Origin of the sequence: Streptomyces taklimakanensis, from assembly GCF_009709575.1 — a bacterium.
Classification (GTDB): Bacteria; Actinomycetota; Actinomycetes; order Streptomycetales; family Streptomycetaceae; genus Streptomyces; species Streptomyces taklimakanensis.
Map to the genome: position 1 here is coordinate 2,002,372 of NZ_WIXO01000001.1, position 15,825 is coordinate 2,018,196.

18 protein-coding genes and 1 tRNA gene are annotated in these 15,825 nt (G+C 72.3%); 5 read left to right on the forward strand and 14 right to left on the reverse strand.

From position 1 onward, the window contains the following. Nucleotides 1–121 precede the first annotated feature (121 nt). The gene (locus F0L17_RS08735) at nucleotides 122–1,432 is read left to right on the forward strand and encodes a GDSL-type esterase/lipase family protein (RefSeq protein ID WP_162465973.1); all 1,311 of its coding nucleotides are present in this window, start codon (nucleotides 122–124) and stop codon (nucleotides 1,430–1,432) included. On the opposite strand, the gene F0L17_RS08740 is transcribed toward F0L17_RS08735, so the two are convergent. Both F0L17_RS08740 and F0L17_RS08745 read right to left on the reverse strand, forming a co-directional pair. Then, the gene (locus tag F0L17_RS08740) at nucleotides 1,415–1,657 is read right to left on the reverse strand and encodes a hypothetical protein (protein WP_420802401.1); all 243 of its coding nucleotides are present in this window, start codon (nucleotides 1,655–1,657) and stop codon (nucleotides 1,415–1,417) included. The two genes, F0L17_RS08735 and F0L17_RS08740, sit on opposite strands and share 18 nt — an antisense overlap. 154 nt (nucleotides 1,658–1,811) lie before the next feature. Next, nucleotides 1,812–2,225, reverse strand: coding sequence for a hypothetical protein (locus F0L17_RS08745; protein WP_155070624.1), 414 nt, complete (start codon nucleotides 2,223–2,225; stop codon nucleotides 1,812–1,814). A 189-nt stretch (nucleotides 2,226–2,414) separates the two neighbouring features. Between F0L17_RS08745 and F0L17_RS08750 the strand changes: the two genes are divergently transcribed. After that, the gene (locus tag F0L17_RS08750) at nucleotides 2,415–4,811 is read left to right on the forward strand and encodes a transglycosylase domain-containing protein (RefSeq protein ID WP_238419302.1); all 2,397 of its coding nucleotides are present in this window, start codon (nucleotides 2,415–2,417) and stop codon (nucleotides 4,809–4,811) included. 88 nt (nucleotides 4,812–4,899) lie between these two features. Here the strand turns inward: F0L17_RS08750 and F0L17_RS08755 are convergent, their stop codons facing one another. Beyond that, the gene (locus tag F0L17_RS08755; protein ID WP_093655608.1) at nucleotides 4,900–5,202 is read right to left on the reverse strand and encodes a GroES family chaperonin; all 303 of its coding nucleotides are present in this window, start codon (nucleotides 5,200–5,202) and stop codon (nucleotides 4,900–4,902) included. 64 nt (nucleotides 5,203–5,266) lie between these two features. Further along, on the reverse strand, nucleotides 5,267–5,587 hold the full coding sequence (locus F0L17_RS08760) for a DUF3618 domain-containing protein (protein ID WP_162465974.1): 321 nt from the start codon (nucleotides 5,585–5,587) through the stop codon (nucleotides 5,267–5,269). A gap of 217 nt (nucleotides 5,588–5,804) precedes the next feature. Here F0L17_RS08760 and bcp point away from each other — a divergent pair, with 217 nt between their 5' ends. Further along, nucleotides 5,805–6,272 carry a thioredoxin-dependent thiol peroxidase gene (bcp, locus tag F0L17_RS08765; protein ID WP_155070627.1) on the forward strand — a complete coding sequence of 156 codons (468 nt, stop codon included), beginning with the start codon at nucleotides 5,805–5,807 and terminating at the stop codon, nucleotides 6,270–6,272. 210 nt (nucleotides 6,273–6,482) lie between these two features. Continuing rightward, nucleotides 6,483–6,566 (forward strand) — tRNA-Leu (locus F0L17_RS08770). Nucleotides 6,567–6,645: 79 nt separating this feature from the next. Here the strand turns inward: F0L17_RS08770 and rdgB are convergent. From rdgB to F0L17_RS08790, 4 genes are all read right to left on the reverse strand, one after another. Then, nucleotides 6,646–7,251: an RdgB/HAM1 family non-canonical purine NTP pyrophosphatase gene (gene rdgB, locus F0L17_RS08775; RefSeq protein ID WP_155070628.1), complete on the reverse strand. Its 606-nt coding sequence runs from the start codon at nucleotides 7,249–7,251 to the stop codon at nucleotides 6,646–6,648. Between the two features lie 84 nt (nucleotides 7,252–7,335). After that, nucleotides 7,336–7,713 (reverse strand): hypothetical protein, encoded by a 378-nt coding sequence (locus F0L17_RS08780; RefSeq protein WP_155070629.1) that lies wholly within the window; start codon nucleotides 7,711–7,713, stop codon nucleotides 7,336–7,338. A gap of 236 nt (nucleotides 7,714–7,949) precedes the next feature. Next, nucleotides 7,950–8,678 (reverse strand): ribonuclease PH, encoded by a 729-nt coding sequence (rph, locus tag F0L17_RS08785; protein ID WP_155070630.1) that lies wholly within the window; start codon nucleotides 8,676–8,678, stop codon nucleotides 7,950–7,952. 123 nt (nucleotides 8,679–8,801) lie between these two features. Then, nucleotides 8,802–9,059: a PTS sugar transporter subunit IIB gene (locus F0L17_RS08790; RefSeq protein WP_155070631.1), complete on the reverse strand. Its 258-nt coding sequence runs from the start codon at nucleotides 9,057–9,059 to the stop codon at nucleotides 8,802–8,804. 376 nt (nucleotides 9,060–9,435) lie between these two features. Here F0L17_RS08790 and F0L17_RS08795 point away from each other — a divergent pair, with 376 nt between their 5' ends. Beyond that, the gene (locus tag F0L17_RS08795) at nucleotides 9,436–10,713 is read left to right on the forward strand and encodes a PTS transporter subunit EIIC (protein WP_155070632.1); all 1,278 of its coding nucleotides are present in this window, start codon (nucleotides 9,436–9,438) and stop codon (nucleotides 10,711–10,713) included. Between the two features lie 46 nt (nucleotides 10,714–10,759). On the opposite strand, the gene F0L17_RS08800 is transcribed toward F0L17_RS08795, so the two are convergent. The 6 genes from F0L17_RS08800 to F0L17_RS08825 form a co-directional block, all read right to left on the reverse strand. Then, the gene (locus F0L17_RS08800) at nucleotides 10,760–11,515 is read right to left on the reverse strand and encodes an MBL fold metallo-hydrolase (RefSeq protein WP_155070633.1); all 756 of its coding nucleotides are present in this window, start codon (nucleotides 11,513–11,515) and stop codon (nucleotides 10,760–10,762) included. 321 nt (nucleotides 11,516–11,836) lie between these two features. Further along, nucleotides 11,837–12,787 carry a PLP-dependent cysteine synthase family protein gene (locus tag F0L17_RS08805; RefSeq protein ID WP_155070634.1) on the reverse strand — a complete coding sequence of 317 codons (951 nt, stop codon included), beginning with the start codon at nucleotides 12,785–12,787 and terminating at the stop codon, nucleotides 11,837–11,839. Continuing rightward, nucleotides 12,787–13,119 carry a MoaD/ThiS family protein gene (locus F0L17_RS08810; protein ID WP_155070635.1) on the reverse strand — a complete coding sequence of 111 codons (333 nt, stop codon included), beginning with the start codon at nucleotides 13,117–13,119 and terminating at the stop codon, nucleotides 12,787–12,789. The genes F0L17_RS08805 and F0L17_RS08810 overlap by 1 nt, the downstream gene beginning before the upstream one ends. Nucleotides 13,120–13,226: 107 nt before the next feature. Continuing rightward, entirely contained in the window at nucleotides 13,227–13,382 is a 156-nt protein-coding gene (locus tag F0L17_RS27015) for a putative leader peptide (RefSeq protein ID WP_338018012.1), read from the reverse strand. Nucleotides 13,383–13,549: 167 nt separating this feature from the next. Then, entirely contained in the window at nucleotides 13,550–13,981 is a 432-nt protein-coding gene (locus tag F0L17_RS08820) for a M67 family metallopeptidase (protein ID WP_155070637.1), read from the reverse strand. A 101-nt stretch (nucleotides 13,982–14,082) separates the two neighbouring features. After that, nucleotides 14,083–15,678: an alanine/glycine:cation symporter family protein gene (locus tag F0L17_RS08825; RefSeq protein ID WP_155070638.1), complete on the reverse strand. Its 1,596-nt coding sequence runs from the start codon at nucleotides 15,676–15,678 to the stop codon at nucleotides 14,083–14,085. Between the last annotated feature and the right edge of the window lie 147 nt (nucleotides 15,679–15,825).

Sequence of the window (15,825 nt, forward strand, 5' to 3'; positions counted from 1 at the left end):
CTCCGGTCCGGGGCACCCCGCCGCCCATGGGATCATGGTGGGACCGCCGATCACTTCCACGCCTGTGGGCCGCCGTGCCCGAGGGGGGATTCTTCACCGTGTACGAGCGAGGACGCCGGTCGTGACCAGGAACACGGGATACGCCCTGCCGGTGGGACTCGCGGCCGTGGCCGTCCTGATCTCCGCCGCCCTCTTCGTCGGCGCCGGGATCGTGGCCCCCGGCCCGGACACCACCGCGCCACGCGGCGGCGGTTCGGTCGCCCCCGCCTCCACCGGCACCTGGGTGGGCACCTGGTCCGCCTCCCCCGCCTCCGCCGAGCCGAACGCACCGGACGGCCACCCCGACTCGTCCCTGCGGAACGTGGTGCACACCTCGGTCGGCGGGACCGCCGCCCGCGTGAGGTTCTCCAACCTCTTCGGCACCCGGCCGCTGACCGTCACCGGCGCCACCCTCGCCCTGGCCGCCGAGCCCAGCAGTCCGGCCGCCGCCCCGGGCAGCATGCGCCGGCTGACGTTCGGCGAACGCGCCGAGGTGGTGATCCCGGCCGGCTCCGCCGTCACCAGCGACGCCGTCCGGCTGAACGTGCCGGCCGCCGCCGACCTGCTCGTCACCCTCTACACCCCCACCGGCTCCGGCCCCGTCACCCACCACCCCCACGCCCGTCAGACCAGCTACCTGGCCCGGGGCGACCACGCCGCCGACATCGACGGCACCGCCTACACCGAACGGACCACCCACTGGCGGTACCTGACGGCCGTGGACGTGTGGACGGACGAGGCCGAGGGCACCGTCGTGGCGCTCGGCGACTCCATCACCGACGGCATCACCTCCAGCCTCGGCGCCAACCGGCGCTGGACGGACTTCCTCGCCGACCGGCTGCGCACCGAACGCGACGCTCCCCGCTACAGCGTCGTCAACCAGGGCATCAGCGGGAACCGCGTCCTTCTGGACGCCGCCCCCAACTCGCCCGACAGCGGCCCCAGCGGACTGTCCCGACTCCACCGGGACGCCCTCTCCCGCACCGGGGTGGAGGTCCTGGTCGTCCAACTCGGCATCAACGACATCCTCAAGACGCCCCACCAGACCGACCCGGACAAGATCGTGGCCGGCCTGCGGCGGATGACCCGGCTCGCCCACGAGCGCGGGGTACGGGTGATCGGGGCGACGCTGACGCCGTTCGGCGGCCACCGCAAGCACACCGCGCGGCTGGAGGCGGTGCGCCGGCAGGTCAACGAGGAGATCCGGCGCGGCGGCGTCTTCGACGCGGTCGTCGACTTCGACGCGGCCCTGCGCGATCCCGCGGACCCGCGACGGCTGCGTCCCGTCCACGACTCCGGCGACCACCTGCACCCCAGCGACAGCGGTTACCGCGCGATGGCCGAGGCGGTGGACCTGCGGCTGCTCGACGCCCCCTCACCGGCCGTCCTGTGACGCGTCCGGCCCCGCGGGCGCGGGGCCGGCGGGCACGGGCGCGGGCGCGGGCGCGCCGACGGTGTCGCGGGCGTACATCCGGGCGATGACGTCCTCGATCTCCGGCTCGCGCACCGACGGGTCCACCACCAGCGTGCGCTCCCCGTCACCCGTCCGGTGCAGTCCCGCCAGAGCGCCGTCGTACACCGGACGGCCGTGGTCGACGACCATCACCCGGTCGCACAACCGTCGGGTGTCGGTCGGATCGTGGGGGTCAGCGGGACGGTGACCCCGCGCTCGGCGTCGACCTCCCGCAGGAGGGACCGCGCCTCGCGAACCTCACGGCGCCGACGTCCGGCGCGTCGCCGCCTTCCCCGGTGTCCAGCCACCTCCACCCGCGTCAGCGCCCACACCAGCGCCGCCCCGCCCTGGCCGACCCGGCCCGGCCGCCGCAGGGCGGAGCGGTCGGCGGCCACCACGCCCGGAGGTCCGCGGGACGGTACGGATCCGCCACCACGTCCCCCGAACGGGTGCGCGCCCGGAGCTCCCCCTCGAACCCGCCGCCCGCCATCGCCATCGCCGCCGGCAGCGCCCGCCCCGTCCACACGAACGTCAGCGCCTGCGCCTGGCCGTGACCGCCCGGGTTCGGCCGCTCGTCCCACCGGGCGACGAACGCGTCGGAGAGGAAGAACCCGAAGACGGTGTCGGTGAGGATTCCCGGGAAGGTCGCGACCCGGTAGGTGACGTACCCGCGGAGATCACCGCGCGCGGCGGCCAGGTGGAGGCGGAACGTCAGGGCCCGGCCGGCCCGCACAGCGCACCGCCACCGGTCGGCGGCACACCACGGCCACACCGAATGTCCGTTCGGACGGCTCGCGCGCCGCGCACCACCACAGGTGTGATCTGCCCTCGCCCAACGGCCCGGATGGTGCCAGAGTGTCCTACGGGGCAATCCACCGGAAAACGGCACAAAGCTCACCCACCGACAAGGAGCCCTGCGGTCATGAACGAGGATCCCGAGGCGCCGAACGGCGACGAGCAGCCGCGGCGCGCCGGCCTGCGCCGGCTGCTGCCCACCTGGCGGACCACCCTGGCCGCCGGCACCGTGACCGTCCTGGCCGGCGCCGGCGCCCTGGTCGCCGGCTACCTGCTCGTGGACATCCCCGAGCCCAACTCCGCCGCGGCCGCCCAGAACAACGTCTACCTCTACGCCGACGGCACCCCCCTCGCCCGCGACGGCGAGGTCAACCGCCAGAACGTCGAGCTCTCCGACATCCCCGAAACCACCCGACAGGCCGTTCTCGCCGCCGAGGACCGGGACTTCTACCACCAGCCCGCCATCGACCCCAAAGCCATGATCCGCGCCGGCTGGAACATGCTCCAGGGCGAGGGGAAACAGTCCGGCTCCACCATCACCCAGCAGTACGTCAAGAACTACTACCTCGGTCAGGAGCAGACCCTCGCCCGCAAGACCAAGGAACTCTTCATCGCCCTCAAGCTCGACCGCGAGGCCAGCAAGGACGAGATCCTCACCGGCTACCTCAACACCAGCTACTTCGGCCGCAACGCCTACGGCATCCAGGCCGCCGCCCACGCCTACTACGGCAAGGACGCCGGCGACCTCACCACCGCCGAGGGCGCCTACCTCGCCGCCCTCCTCAACTCCCCCAACCTCTACGACGTCGCCGCCCACCCCGAGAACCGCGACCGCGCCGTCGCCCGCTGGAAGTACGTCCTCGGCGGCATGGTCGACGAGGGCTGGCTCACCCCCCGCCAACGCGACGCCATGGAATTCCCCGAGCCCAACCCCGCCACTCCCCCCAACAGCCTCTCCGGTCAGCGCGGCTACCTCGTCGAAGCCGTCAAACAGCACCTCGCCGCCAACGACGTCCTCACCGAGCGAGAGCTCTCCCAGGGCGGTTACCGCATCACCACCACCATCGACCGGAAGAAGCAGGACGCCCTCGTCGAGACCGTCGAACGCGAACTCCTCTCCCGACTCGACGACGAACGCGAGATCGACCGCTACGTCCGTGCCGGCGCCACCTCCATCGACACCGACACCGGCGAGGTCGTCGCCATGTACGGCGGGGTCGACTACACCCGCCAGTACGTCAACAACGCCACCCGCCGCGACTACCAGGCCGGCTCCACCTTCAAGCCCATCGTCTACGCCGCCGCCCTGGAACACCGCGCCAGGACCCGCGGCGGCGACCTCATCGGCCCCGGCACCACCTACGACGGCACCAGCGGACGCACGGTCGTCGGCCCCCACGGCCCCACCGACTGGCGGCCCGAGAACGAGGACGACGTCGACTACGGCGACATCCCCGTCACCACCGCCATGAACAAGTCCGTCAACGCCGTCTTCGCCCAGATGGGCATGGACGTCGGCCCCGAGAAGATCAAGAAGACCGCCACCGCGCTCGGCCTGCCCCGGGACACCCCCGGCATGAGCGACGCCCTGGGCGCCGTCGCGCTGGGCACCTCCACCCCCAGCACCCTCGACCTCGCCCACGCCTACGCCACCCTCGCCAACCACGGCGAACGCGTCGACCGCACCCTCGTCAAGAAGATCACCCACAACGGCGACCCCGTCCGTCTCCCCGAACGCCGCACCGAACAGGCCGTCTCCCGCTCCTCCGCCGACGCCACCACCGCCGTGCTGCGCGGCGTCGTCAAGGAGGGCACCGGCACCGCGGCCCAGGCCGCCGGCCGCCCCGCGGCGGGCAAGACCGGCACCGCCGAGGAGGACCAGGCGGCCTGGTTCGCCGGCTACACGCCCGAACTGGCCACCGTCGTCGCCGTCATGGGCCAGGACCCCAAGACCGGCGCCCACAAACCCCTCTACGGCGCCGCCGGGCTCCCCCGCGTCAACGGTGCCGACTTCCCCGCCCGCATCTGGGCCGCCTACACCGAACGCGCCCTGCGCGGCACGCCCGTGCAGGACTTCCGGCTCAAGCCCGGCAAGAACCGCGCCCCCGGATCGGCCTCCCCCGACCCCTCCGACGGGGCCTCGTCCCCGCCCGAGGAGGACGCCACGCCGATCACCGGCACCGAGGAGCCCGAAGCCCCCGGTCCGGGCGGGTCCGGGAGCCCCGGCACCGACAGCGACGACGCCGAGAACGACATCGAGAACGACGCCGAGAACGGCGCCGCCGACCGGGACGACGGACGCAACGGGCACGACGACCCCGCCCACCGGGACGCACGGGCCCCCGGCACCGAGCCGTCGCCCCCGGGGGACGCCGGGAAGAACCCCGACGGGCCCGCCGGCCACGGCGGGCGGACCGGGACCGACAAGGCGGACGACCGCCACGGGACCGGTGCCTCCCCCACCCCGAAGCCTCCCGCCCCCTCGGCGCACCACTCCCCCGCCGCCGTCGCCGGGCCCCGGTGACGGCGGCACCGCGGCACCGCGGCACGCACGCCAGGGGCCCGGACCGCCACCGGTCCGGGCCCACGAGGTGACGCGTCGAGAAGAACCGCTACAGGTACAGGCCGGTGGAATCCTCGGAGCCCTGCAACCGCTCGGCCGCCACCGCGTGCAGGTCGCGCTCGCGCATCAACACGTACGCCACGCCCCGCACCTCCACCTCGGCACGGTCCGCCGGATCGAACAACACCCGGTCGCCGGGCTCCACCGTACGCACGTTCTGCCCCACGGCGACCACCTCGGCCCAGTTCAGCCTGCGGCCGACCGCGGCCGTCGCGGGAATGACGATGCCACCGGAGGACCGGCGCTCGCCCTCGGGAATGTCGGTACGCACCAGCACCCGGTCGTGCAGCATCCGGATGGGCAGCTTGTCATGGTGGGACGTCTGGGAACTCACGACAAGACCGTATCTCAGCCGCTCAACCGCGCCGACGCCGAGCCGACAACACGACCAGGCCCACCACTCCGACGGCCACCAGCGCCACCGGCACGATCCGCTCCGTCCGCGGCCGCCCCTCCTCGTCCGTGAACCTCTCCCGCACGTCGGACACCGCACGGTTCACCGCCACGTACGCCCGCCCCGCCGTACGGTCCACCACCGCCGCGGCCCGCGCCTTCGCGTCCCCCGCGATCGTCTTCGGGTGCACCCGCACCGCCAACTCGTCCAGCGTCGCGGCGAGCTCCTGCCGCCTGCGGACGATCGCCGCCTCGATCTCCGCGGGGGTCCTGGCTTCCGACACCGCACTGCCTCCGTAGGTCTCGTCCGTCTCGTCCGTCTCGTCTGCCCCACCCGGGCTGCCCCGCACCGGGCATCCGGCCATCGGACAGTGTGGCAGCTCCCCACCTCCGGTGCCCCGCGCCACCCCCGACACACCCCGTGGCTAGGCTTTCGAACCGACAGCGGGCCCGCGTATCCGACGGCCCCGACCGCACAGAGCCCCGCCCGAGGAGCCACCGATGAGCGAGCGACTGCAACCCGGCGACACCGCCCCCGCCTTCACCCTGCCCGACGCCGACGGCAACCCCGTCTCGCTCGCCGACCGCGCCGGCCGCAAGGTCGTCGTCTACTTCTACCCCGCCGCCCTCACTCCCGGCTGCACCAAGCAGGCCTGCGACTTCACCGACAACCTCGACCTCCTCGCCGAGGCGGGCTACGAGGTGATCGGCGTCTCCCCCGACAAGCCGGAGAAGCTGGCGGCGTTCCGCGATAAGGAGAACCTGAAGGTCACCCTCGTCTCGGACCCGGAGAAGGAGGTCATGCGGGCGTACGGGGCCTTCGGCGAGAAGAAGCTCTACGGCAGGACCGTCACCGGCGTCATCCGCTCCACGGTGATCGTGGACGAGGAGGGGAAGGTCGAGCGGGCCCTGTACAACGTCAAGGCCACCGGCCACGTCGCCAAGCTCATCCGGGACCTGGCCATCTGACCCGCGCCTCGGCCCCTCCCCCGCCCTCCCCCGCCCTCCCCGGACGGCGTGACCGACCGTCACCGGAGCCGTCGACCGGTGCGGTCCGCGCGACGGGGGACCGATCCACCACCGCGCGGATCGTCCACCGGGGGAGGGGCCGCGCCGTCACCGGCCGGCTCCACCTGCCTGCGGACGGTGCCCGGCGACCGATACGATGACGTACGACCGGCGGCCGTGGCGGAATTGGCCTACGCGCAGCACTTAGGATGCTGTGGGAGAAATCCCTTGAGGGTTCGAGTCCCTCCGGCCGCACAGACCTCGGTTTCGAAGGCCCGGCCCGACGAGCCGGGCCTTCGGCGTTGCCGGCGGAACCGTCCGGCAGGCCCGCCCGTCAGCTCAGCAGTTCCCTGATCACCGGCGCCAGCTCGCGGAACGCCCGGCCGCGGTGGCTGATGGCGTTCTTCTCCTCCGGGGTCAGCTCCGCGCAGGTGCGGGTCTCGCCCTCGGGCTGGAGGATGGGGTCGTAGCCGAAACCGCCGGCGCCGGCGGGGGCGCGGCGGAGGGTGCCGGGGAGGCGCCCCTCGACGACGCGTTCGGTGCCGTCGGGAAGGGCCAGGGCCGCGGCGCAGGTGAAGTGCGCCGCGCGGTGGGGGTCGGCGATGTCGGAGAGCTGGGCGAGCAGCAGGTCGAGGTTGGCCTTGTCGTCGCCGTGGCGTCCCGCCCAGCGGGCGGAGAAGATGCCGGGGGCTCCGCCGAGAACGTCGACGCACAGCCCGGAGTCGTCGGCGACGGCGGGGAGGCCGGTGGCGCGGGCGAGGGTGCGGGCCTTGAGGAGCGCGTTCTCGGCGAAGGTGGTGCCGGTCTCCTTGACGTCGGGGACCTCGGGGTAGGCGTCGGCGCCGACGAGGTCGAGGTCGAGTCCGGCGGCGGAGAGGATGGCCTCCAGTTCGCGGACCTTGTGGGCGTTGCGGGTGGCGAGGATCAGGCGCTGGCTCATGGGATCCGATTATCCCGGTGTGCCGGCCGTGCCGCGGGGGCGGTCGGCCGTCACCGGGTGGCCCGTCCGCCGAAGCGCCCTCGGTCAGGCGGGCGAGCAGACCTGGGTGAGTTCGTCGGCGGCGTCGACGACGGGGCCGGCGTCGGGGGCCTTGCCCTGTTCGACGGATTCGCGGACGTTGTCGGCGGCCTGCCGGAGGTCGTCGACGACCTTGGTGATGTCGGGGTTTTCGGTGCTGTCGGCGATCTTGTCGAGGTTGGTGTCGATGCGGTCCAGGGACTCGTTGATCTCGGCGGGGTTCTCGACGCCGTCGGCGACGGCCTGCTGGAGGGCGCCGGCGCTGTCGACGACGACGGCGGTGTTGGCGCAGTCCAGGGCGTTCTGGACCGCGCTGCAGCCCGACAGGGGCACGGCGAGGGCGAGGGGGACGAGGGTTGCGAGGATGGTCCGGCGGCGGCGCATGGGGCCCCTTCTGTCGGGCCTCTACGAGGCGACTGGACGGTGCTTGGGAGATGCTCGGGCAGTGCTCGGGCGATGCCTGGACGGGCCGTACGGCTCGACCCGTACGGCCCGTGCCCTCTATGACGCGTAAAGCGCTCGCAAAGTTCCGCGCGTCTCCGTGTTCTTCGGACGCGTGACGCTCCCGGCGTCCGCCCCGTCGATCGGGACCGCGGGTTCCGCCGCTCCTCCGGGGGTGGTCACCGGGTGGAGAGCGCCTGGCGCTGTGCTCCGTCGAGTTGGGCGCAGCCCGCGACGGCGAGGTCGAGGAGGGCGTCGAGTTCGGCGCGGGCGAAGGGGCTTCCCTCGGCGGTGCCCTGGACCTCGACGAAGCGGCCGTCGCCGGTGCAGACGACGTTCATGTCGGTTTCGGCGCGGACGTCCTCCTCGTAGCGGAGGTCGAGGAGGGGGGTGCCGTCGACGATGCCGACGCTGACGGCGGAGACGGTGCCGGTCAGGGGTTGGGCCTTGGCGCGGACGAGCTTGTTGTCGCGGGCCCAGGTGAGGGCGTCGGCGAGGGCGACGTAGGCGCCGGTGATGGCGGCGGTGCGGGTCCCGCCGTCGGCCTGGAGGACGTCGCAGTCGAGGACGACGGTGTTCTCGCCGAGGGCCTTGAGGTCGACGACGGCGCGGAGGGACCGGCCGATGAGGCGGGAGATCTCGTGGGTGCGTCCGCCGATCTTCCCGCGGACGGACTCACGGTCGCCGCGGGTGTTGGTGGAGCGGGGGAGCATGGCGTACTCGGCGGTGATCCAGCCTTCGCCGCTGCCCTTGCGCCAGCGGGGTACGCCTTCGGTGACGCTGGCGGTGCAGAGGACTCGGGTGTCGCCGAAGGAGACGAGGACGGAGCCCTCGGCGTGTTTGCTCCAGCCGCGTTCGATGGTGACGGGGCGGAGTTGTTCGGGTGTGCGGCCGTCGATGCGTGACATGGGGGCGAGCCTAGTCGCAGGGGTGGGGCGACCGTTTTGGGCGTGTGTCGCGGTGGTGCCGGTGGTGGGCGGCCGGTGCGGTGGGTGGTGCGGTGGGTGGGCGCGTCCGGCCGGCCGCCCGGTTCACATCATGTCCTCGATCTCGGCGGCGATGGGGTCGGCGTCGGTGCCGATGACGACCTGGACGGCGGTTCCCATCCTGACGACGCCGTGGGCTCCGGCGGCCTTGAGCGCGGCCTCGTCGATGCGCGAGGGGTCCTCGACCTCGGTGCGGAGGCGGGTGACGCAGCCCTCGATCTCGATGATGTTGTCGATGCCACCGAGTCCGACGACGATGCTCTCCGCCTTGCCGGTGGTCCTGTCGCCCGTGCCGTCGATCATGTCTTCCGTCCTTGTCGGTCGTTCCGGCCGGTGGCCGCCGGTGGTCCGGCGTCCGGTCCTGTGCCCCGGTTCGCGGGTTCGACGCCCCGTTCGGCCGGGTCCGTCGTTTCCCTGGTCTTTCGTCCACGTTATGTAAACCTTCGCGGCGGGGCACCCCGACGGTTCTCCGCCGTTCCGCACCGCTCCTCCGGCCGCCGGGCGGCGGCAGGGGGCGGCGGGGTGACGGGCGCCGGGCCCGCGCGTACTGCATTCCGGCACACTCCCCTCCCGTCGCGGGGCTTCGGCCCGGCTCGCGCCGGTTGGGGCTTTTATTCGTGTTACAACCTGCCTGGATGATTTCACGGTGCGTTCCGTACGGCCCCACGGGAGGTAGTCGATGACCACGGCCGCAGCTCAGGCACCCGACGGCCGGAAGGGCCGGGGCTCAGGGGCGATGGCGGTGGCCCAGCGCGTCGGCCGCAGTCTGATGCTGCCGATCGCCACCCTGCCGGCGGCGGCGCTGATGGTCCGACTGGGCTACGAGGACATGCTCGGCCGGGAGGGCCTCCCGGCCGTCGTCAACCGGATCGCCGAGTTCCTGGCGGCGGGCGGCGGTGCGTTGCTGGACAACCTGCCGTTGCTGTTCGCCGTGGGCATCGCGGTCGGTTTCGCCCGGCGGGCGGACGGTTCGACCGGGTTGGCGGCGGTGGTGGGCTATCTGGTCTTCCGCCAGGTGATGGCCGTCTTCGACGATCCCGGCCTGCCGCCCGTGGAGGGGGAGCCCCAGCCGGCCGACGCCGGAGTGCTGGGGGGCGTGGTGATGGGGATCGTCACCGCGCTGCTGTACCAGCGGTACCACCGCAAGAAGCTGCCGGACTGGCTGGGGTTCTTCGGCGGTCGGCGGTTGGTGCCGATCCTGGCGTCGTTCGCGGGACTGGGGCTGGGGATCGTCTTCGGCTACGTCTGGCCGGTGCTGGGGGCGGCCATCCACGGCCTCGGTGAGTGGCTGGTGGGCTCCGGCGCGCTGGGGGCGGGCGTCTTCGGCGTGGCCAACCGGGCGCTGATCCCGGTCGGGATGCACCACCTGCTGAACTCCTTCCCGTGGTTCCAGGCCGGTTCGTACGAGGACGACGGGGTCCGGTACCAGGGGGACATCGCCCGGTTCCTGCACGGGGATCCGACGGCGGGGCAGTTCATGACCGGTTTCTTCCCCATCATGATGTTCGCCCTGCCGGCGGCCTGTCTGGCGATGTACCACTGCGCCCGCCCGGAGCGGCGCAAGGCGGTGGGCGGGATGATGTTCTCGATCGCGCTGACGGCCTTCGTGACGGGGGTGACGGAACCGATCGAGTTCGCCTTCGTCTTCGTCGCGCCGGCGCTGTACGCGGTCCACGCGGTGTTGACGGGAGCCTCGATGGCGCTGAGTTGGGCGCTGGGGGCCCGGGACGGCTTCGGTTTCTCGGCGGGCGCGATCGACTTCCTGCTGAACCTGGGGATCGCGTCGCGGCCGTGGTTGCTGGTGCTGCTCGGGCTGTGCTTCGCGGGGGTGTACTACGTGGTCTTCCGGTTCGCGATCCTGCGGTTCGACCTGCCGACACCGGGGCGGGAACCGGAGGATCCGGAGGAACCGGGAAAGGAGGCCGCCGAGGAGGACCGGGCCCGGTACCGGGCGTAGGCGCGGGGCCGGGGCCGTCGGTCCCGACCCCCCCCCGGCGGGGGCGTCAGAGTTCGTAGACGGCTCCGGGGCGGGCCATCTCCACGGGCCCGCCGAAGGCGGTCTCGGCGTCGCGCAGGTTGTGCCGGGGGTCGGTCCACGGCGGGATGTGGGTGAGGACGAGCCGTGCCGCCCCGGCCCGCTCGGCGCACTCGCCGGCCTGCCGGCCGTTGAGGTGCAGCTCGGGGAGGTCCTCCTTGCCGTCGGTGAAGGAGGCTTCGCACAGGAAGAGGTCGGTGTCCCGGGCCAGGTCGCACAGGGCGTCGCAGGGGCCGCTGTCGCCGGAGTAGGCGAGGCTTTTGCCACCGTGCTCGACGCGGAAGCCGTAGGTCTCCACCGGGTGGCGGACCCGGTCGGCGGTGACGGTCAGCGGGCCGAGCCGGAAGCGGGACCGGGGGGCGAGGTCGTGGAAGTCGAAGACCTCGCTCATGGACTTCTCGGTGGGGGTGTCGGCGTAGGCGGTGGTGAGCCGCTGTTCGGTGCCCCGGGGGCCGTACACGGGGATGGGTTCGCAGCGTCCGCCCTCGTGCCGGTAGTACCGAGCCACGAAGTAGGCGCACATGTCGATGCAGTGGTCGGCGTGGAGATGGCTGAGGATGACGGCGTCGAGGTCGTAGAGGCCGCAGTGGCGCTGCAGTTCGCCGAGGGCACCGTTGCCCATGTCGAGCAGGAGCCGGTAGCCGTCGGCCTCGACGAGGTAGCTGGAGCAGGCCGATTCCGCGGACGGGAACGATCCCGAGCAGCCGACGACGGTGAGCTTCATAGGGGAAGGAACCTCCGTGGCCCGGGAAGGGGGGTTACCTGAGCGTAAGGCGCGTGGGCGCCCGTGACTCCTCCACGGGGCTCCGTTGTGGCTGGAATCACCAGGGCGGGGGACCGGCGCGGAGCGGGTGTTCACGGTGGTTCGCGGGGGCGCCGGCGGCCGTCCCGCGCCGTCCGGTTCCCGCTCGTGCCGTGCCCCGCCGGTCGCCGCCCCGACGCCCCGCTCCCGCCGCTCCCGGCCGCGCGGACGGGGCCGGGAGCGGCGGGAGCGGCCGGGGCACGGTGCGGGTGCGGCGGACCGGGCGGCCGGGGCCTGGTGGACTCAGGCCCAGAGCTGTCCCTGGAGCGCCTCGACGGCGGCCTCGGTGCTGGGCGCGGTGTAGATGCCGGTGGACAGGTACTTCCAGCCGCCGTCGGCGACGATGAAGACGATGTCGGCGCTCTCCCCGGCCTTGACGGCCTTGCGTCCGACGCCGATGGCGGCGTGGAGGGCGGCGCCGGTGGAGACGCCGGCGAAGATGCCCTCCTGGGCGAGGAGTTCGCGGGTGCGGGTGACGGCGTCCTCGGAGCCGACGGAGTAGCGGGTGGTGAGGACGGACTCGTCGTACAGCTCGGGGACGAAGCCCTCGTCGAGGTTGCGCAGGCCGTAGACGAGGTCGTCGTAGCGCGGTTCGGCGGCGACGATCCGGATGCCGGGGACCTTCTCCCGCAGGTAGCGGCCCGCGCCCATCAGGGTGCCGGTGGTGCCCAGACCGGCGACGAAGTGGGTGATGGAGGGCAGGTCGGCGTGGATCTCGGGGCCGGTGCCGGTGTAGTGGGCGCCGGCGTTGTCGGGGTTGCCGTACTGGTAGAGCATGACCCAGTCGGGGTGCTCGGCGGCCAGCTCCTTGGCGACGCGCACGGCGGTGTTGGAGCCGCCGGCGGCCGGGGAGGAGATGATCTCGGCTCCCCACATGGCCAGCAGTTGGCGGCGCTCGGCGCTGGTGTTCTCCGGCATGACGCAGACCATGCGGTAGCCCTTGAGCTTGGCCGCCATGGCCAGCGAGATGCCGGTGTTGCCGGAGGTGGGCTCCAGGATGGTGCGGCCGGGGGTGAGCCGGCCGTCCTTCTCGGCCTGCTCGATCATGTGGAGGGCCGGGCGGTCCTTGATCGAGCCGGTGGGGTTGCGGTCCTCCAGCTTGGCCCAGATGCGGACGTCCTCGGAGGGCGAGAGCCGCGGCAGGTGCACCAGGGGGGTGTTGCCCACCGCGGCGATCGGCGAGTCGTAGCGCATCAGCGCATGCCCTCCCGTCGCCCGACCGCCGTCCCGGCCGGACGGGGCCGCGCCCCGGCAGCGCCTCCGGCGACCGCGGGGAGGATGGTCACGTTGTCGCCGTCGCTGAGCTTGGTGGAGATCCCGTCCAGGAAGCGGACGTCCTCGTCGTTGAGGTAGACGTTCACGAAGCGGCGCAGCTCGCCGCCGTCCACCAGACGCTCCCGGATGCCGCTGTGCCGGGTCTCCAGGTCCTCGATGAGTTCGGCGAGGGTGCCGCCGTTGCCCTCGACGGACTTCCGGCCGTCGGTGTAGGTGCGGAGGATGGTCGGGATGCGGACCTCGATGGCCATGGGTGTGCTCCTGTGGGAGAGGCGGAGAAGCTGGAAGCGTGCGCGGGCCGTGCGGGGTGCGGTGCGTGAGCGGGCACGGCCGGGGCCGCGCGGTGGGGTGCGCCCGGTCAGCCGCGGGCGGCACGGCGCCGACACGTCCCCTCGCCGCGCCGGGGAGCCCCCATGGCGCTGGCGATGCGGCACAGGTCGACGTGCAGGCGCGCCACGAGCAGCGTGCCCGGGGGCGTCCCCGGGTTGTTGTCGCTCACATCGTGGTTAACCATGGGCTCATCGTAACGATTCCCGACCGCCGAACCGGATGGCGGTCCCATGATGCGGACCCGGCCGTCTCACCCCTCGACGTCGGACCCCTCGACGTCGGACCCGCCGCGCGGGCGGCCGTCCCGCGCGGCGGTGCGGATCGCTCGGTCCTTCGGGGCCGGCCCGGAGGTCATCCCTCGTAGGCGGGGACGATCCTGACCTCCTCCTCCGTGACCTCGCCGGCCACGATGCGGAAGGAGCGGAAGGAGAAGGGGCCCTCGTCGTTGCCGCACTCGGCGGTGGAGACCAGCACGTAGTGGGCGCCGGGCTCGTTGGCGTAGGAGATGTCGGTGCGCGAGGGGTAGGCCTCGGTGGCGGTGTGCGAGTGGTAGATGACGACGGGTTCCTCGTCGCGGTCGTCCATCTCGCGGTAGAGCTTGAGCAGGTCCGTGGAGTCGAACTCGTAGAACGTGGGCGAGCGGGCCGCGTTCAGCATGGGGACGAAGCGCTCGGGGCGGTCACTGCCGGCCGGGCCCGCGATGACGCCGCAGGCCTCGTCGGGGTGGTCCTGGCGGGCGTGCGCGACGATCCTGTCGTGCAGCTCCTGGGTGATGGTCAGCATGGCCGACAGCATAGGCAGGACGTGCGGGAGGGGCCCCGCCGTACCGGTGTGCGGTACGGCGGGGCCCCTCCCATCGCCCGGAACCCCTGGTTCCGGGTGGGTCACTTGGTGAGCGAGGTGGTGCCGTCGCCGCCCCGGGAGACGGGTCCGGTGGCCGCCTCGGCCGCCTCGATCTCCTCCTCGGTCTCGCCGGCGTCCCGACGACGGACGTACTCCAGGACCCGGTGCAGTTCCCTCTTGACGACGGGCGCCAGCAGGTAGAGGCCGACGATGTTGAACAGTGCCGCCAGGAACAGCGACGCGTCCGCCAGGTCGACCAGCACGCCCAGGGAGAGCAGCGCACCGCTGACGATGATGCCGCAGAAGATCACCTTGAAGACCAGGTCCTTGGTCCGGCTGTGTCCGAAGAGGAAGCCCCAGCACTTGAGCCCGTAGTAGCCCCAGGTGATGACCGTCGAGAAGGCGAAGAGCACCACGGCGATGGTCAGCAGGTACGGGAACCAGGGCAGCGCGGTGTCGAAGGCGTCCGAGGTGATGGAGATCCCGTAGCCGGTGCTGGTGTCGACCTCTCCGCCCGAGGTCGCCGCCTGGCGGGTCTCCTGGTAGAGGGGCCCGCCCGCGATGACGATCGTCAGGGCGGTCATGGTGCAGACGACGACGGTGTCGATGAACGGCTCCAGCATCGCCACCACGCCCTCGGTGGCGGGGTGCTTGGTCTTCACCGCGGAGTGGACGATGGGCGCGGAGCCGATGCCGGCCTCGTTGGAGAAGGCGGCTCGCCTGAAGCCCTGGATGAGCGCGCCGAGGAAGCCGCCCGCCACCCCTTCGGGGGCGAACGCCTCGGTGACGATCGTGGCGACGGCGCCCGGCACCGCGTCGATGTTGAACCCGATGACCAGCAGACAGGCCAGGATGTAGAGGACCGCCATCGACGGCACCAGGCGGCTGGTGACGGCGCCGATGGACCGCATGCCGCCGATGAGCACCAGGGCCACCAGGGCCGCGATCAGCGCGCCGTACACCAGGGAGCCGCCGGAGGTGCTGAAGATGCTGTCCTCACCACCCGTGACGGACTGGACCTGCTCCAGGCTCTGGTTGATCTGGAAGAGGTTGCCGCCGAAGAAGGAGAAGAACAGCAGCATGACGGCCGACAGGACGGCGAGCACCTTGCCGAGGCTCGGCAGGCCGCGCTCGGCCAGTCCTCTGCGCAGGTAGAACATGGGGCCACCGGAGACGGTGCCGTCGGCGTGCACCTGGCGGTACCTCACGCCGAGCGTGCACTCCACGAACTTGGTGGCCATGCCGAGGAGGCCGCACAGGATCATCCAGAAGGTGGCGCCGGGGCCGCCGATGGAGATCGCGATGGCCACGCCGGCGATGTTGCCCAGACCGACCGTGCCGGCGACGGCCGAGGTCAGCGCCTGGAAGTGGTTGACCTCGCCGGGGGCGTCCTGCTGGTCGTACTTGCCCCGGACCAGTCGGTAGGCGAGCTTCAGGTGCCGGAGCTGGGCGAGGCCGAAGTAGGCGGAGAAGACGGCCCCGGCCACGACCAGCCAACCGACGATCAGGGGAAAGTCGGTCCCGAAGATGTTGACCGTGTAGAAGACGATGTCGCCGAGGAACTTCGAGACCGGTTCGAAGACGCTGTTCACGGCGTCTTCGACCGAGTCGGTCCAGGAGGCTTCGGTGTTTGCCATGGGCTACCTCTGGCTCATGCGGCTGCGGAAGTGTGGCGCAGCGGTGGCTGCCGGATGCGTGACGGACGGAACGAACGTCGCTGTCCGTGTGGGGCCGAACGCAGTCTTCACCGCGGTCCGCGGAGTGTGGGCTCCGGGAAAACGGGT

Bases quoted from the DNA above. Each gene is read 5' to 3' on its own strand.
- F0L17_RS08750 (WP_238419302.1), top strand. From the start codon at position 2,415: ATGAACGAGGATCCCGAGGCGCCGAACGGCGACGAGCAGCCGCGGCGC.
- F0L17_RS08755 (WP_093655608.1), bottom strand. From the start codon at position 5,202: ATGCTGCACGACCGGGTGCTGGTGCGTACCGACATTCCCGAGGGCGAG.
- bcp (WP_155070627.1), top strand. From the start codon at position 5,805: ATGAGCGAGCGACTGCAACCCGGCGACACCGCCCCCGCCTTCACCCTG.
- rdgB (WP_155070628.1), bottom strand. From the start codon at position 7,251: ATGAGCCAGCGCCTGATCCTCGCCACCCGCAACGCCCACAAGGTCCGC.
- F0L17_RS08780 (WP_155070629.1), bottom strand. From the start codon at position 7,713: ATGCGCCGCCGCCGGACCATCCTCGCAACCCTCGTCCCCCTCGCCCTC.
- rph (WP_155070630.1), bottom strand. From the start codon at position 8,678: ATGTCACGCATCGACGGCCGCACACCCGAACAACTCCGCCCCGTCACC.
- F0L17_RS08790 (WP_155070631.1), bottom strand. From the start codon at position 9,059: ATGATCGACGGCACGGGCGACAGGACCACCGGCAAGGCGGAGAGCATC.
- F0L17_RS08795 (WP_155070632.1), top strand. From the start codon at position 9,436: ATGACCACGGCCGCAGCTCAGGCACCCGACGGCCGGAAGGGCCGGGGC.
- F0L17_RS08800 (WP_155070633.1), bottom strand. From the start codon at position 11,515: ATGAAGCTCACCGTCGTCGGCTGCTCGGGATCGTTCCCGTCCGCGGAA.
- F0L17_RS08805 (WP_155070634.1), bottom strand. From the start codon at position 12,787: ATGCGCTACGACTCGCCGATCGCCGCGGTGGGCAACACCCCCCTGGTG.
- F0L17_RS08810 (WP_155070635.1), bottom strand. From the start codon at position 13,119: ATGGCCATCGAGGTCCGCATCCCGACCATCCTCCGCACCTACACCGAC.
- F0L17_RS27015 (WP_338018012.1), bottom strand. From the start codon at position 13,382: ATGGTTAACCACGATGTGAGCGACAACAACCCGGGGACGCCCCCGGGC.
- F0L17_RS08820 (WP_155070637.1), bottom strand. From the start codon at position 13,981: ATGCTGACCATCACCCAGGAGCTGCACGACAGGATCGTCGCGCACGCC.
- F0L17_RS08825 (WP_155070638.1), bottom strand. From the start codon at position 15,678: ATGGCAAACACCGAAGCCTCCTGGACCGACTCGGTCGAAGACGCCGTG.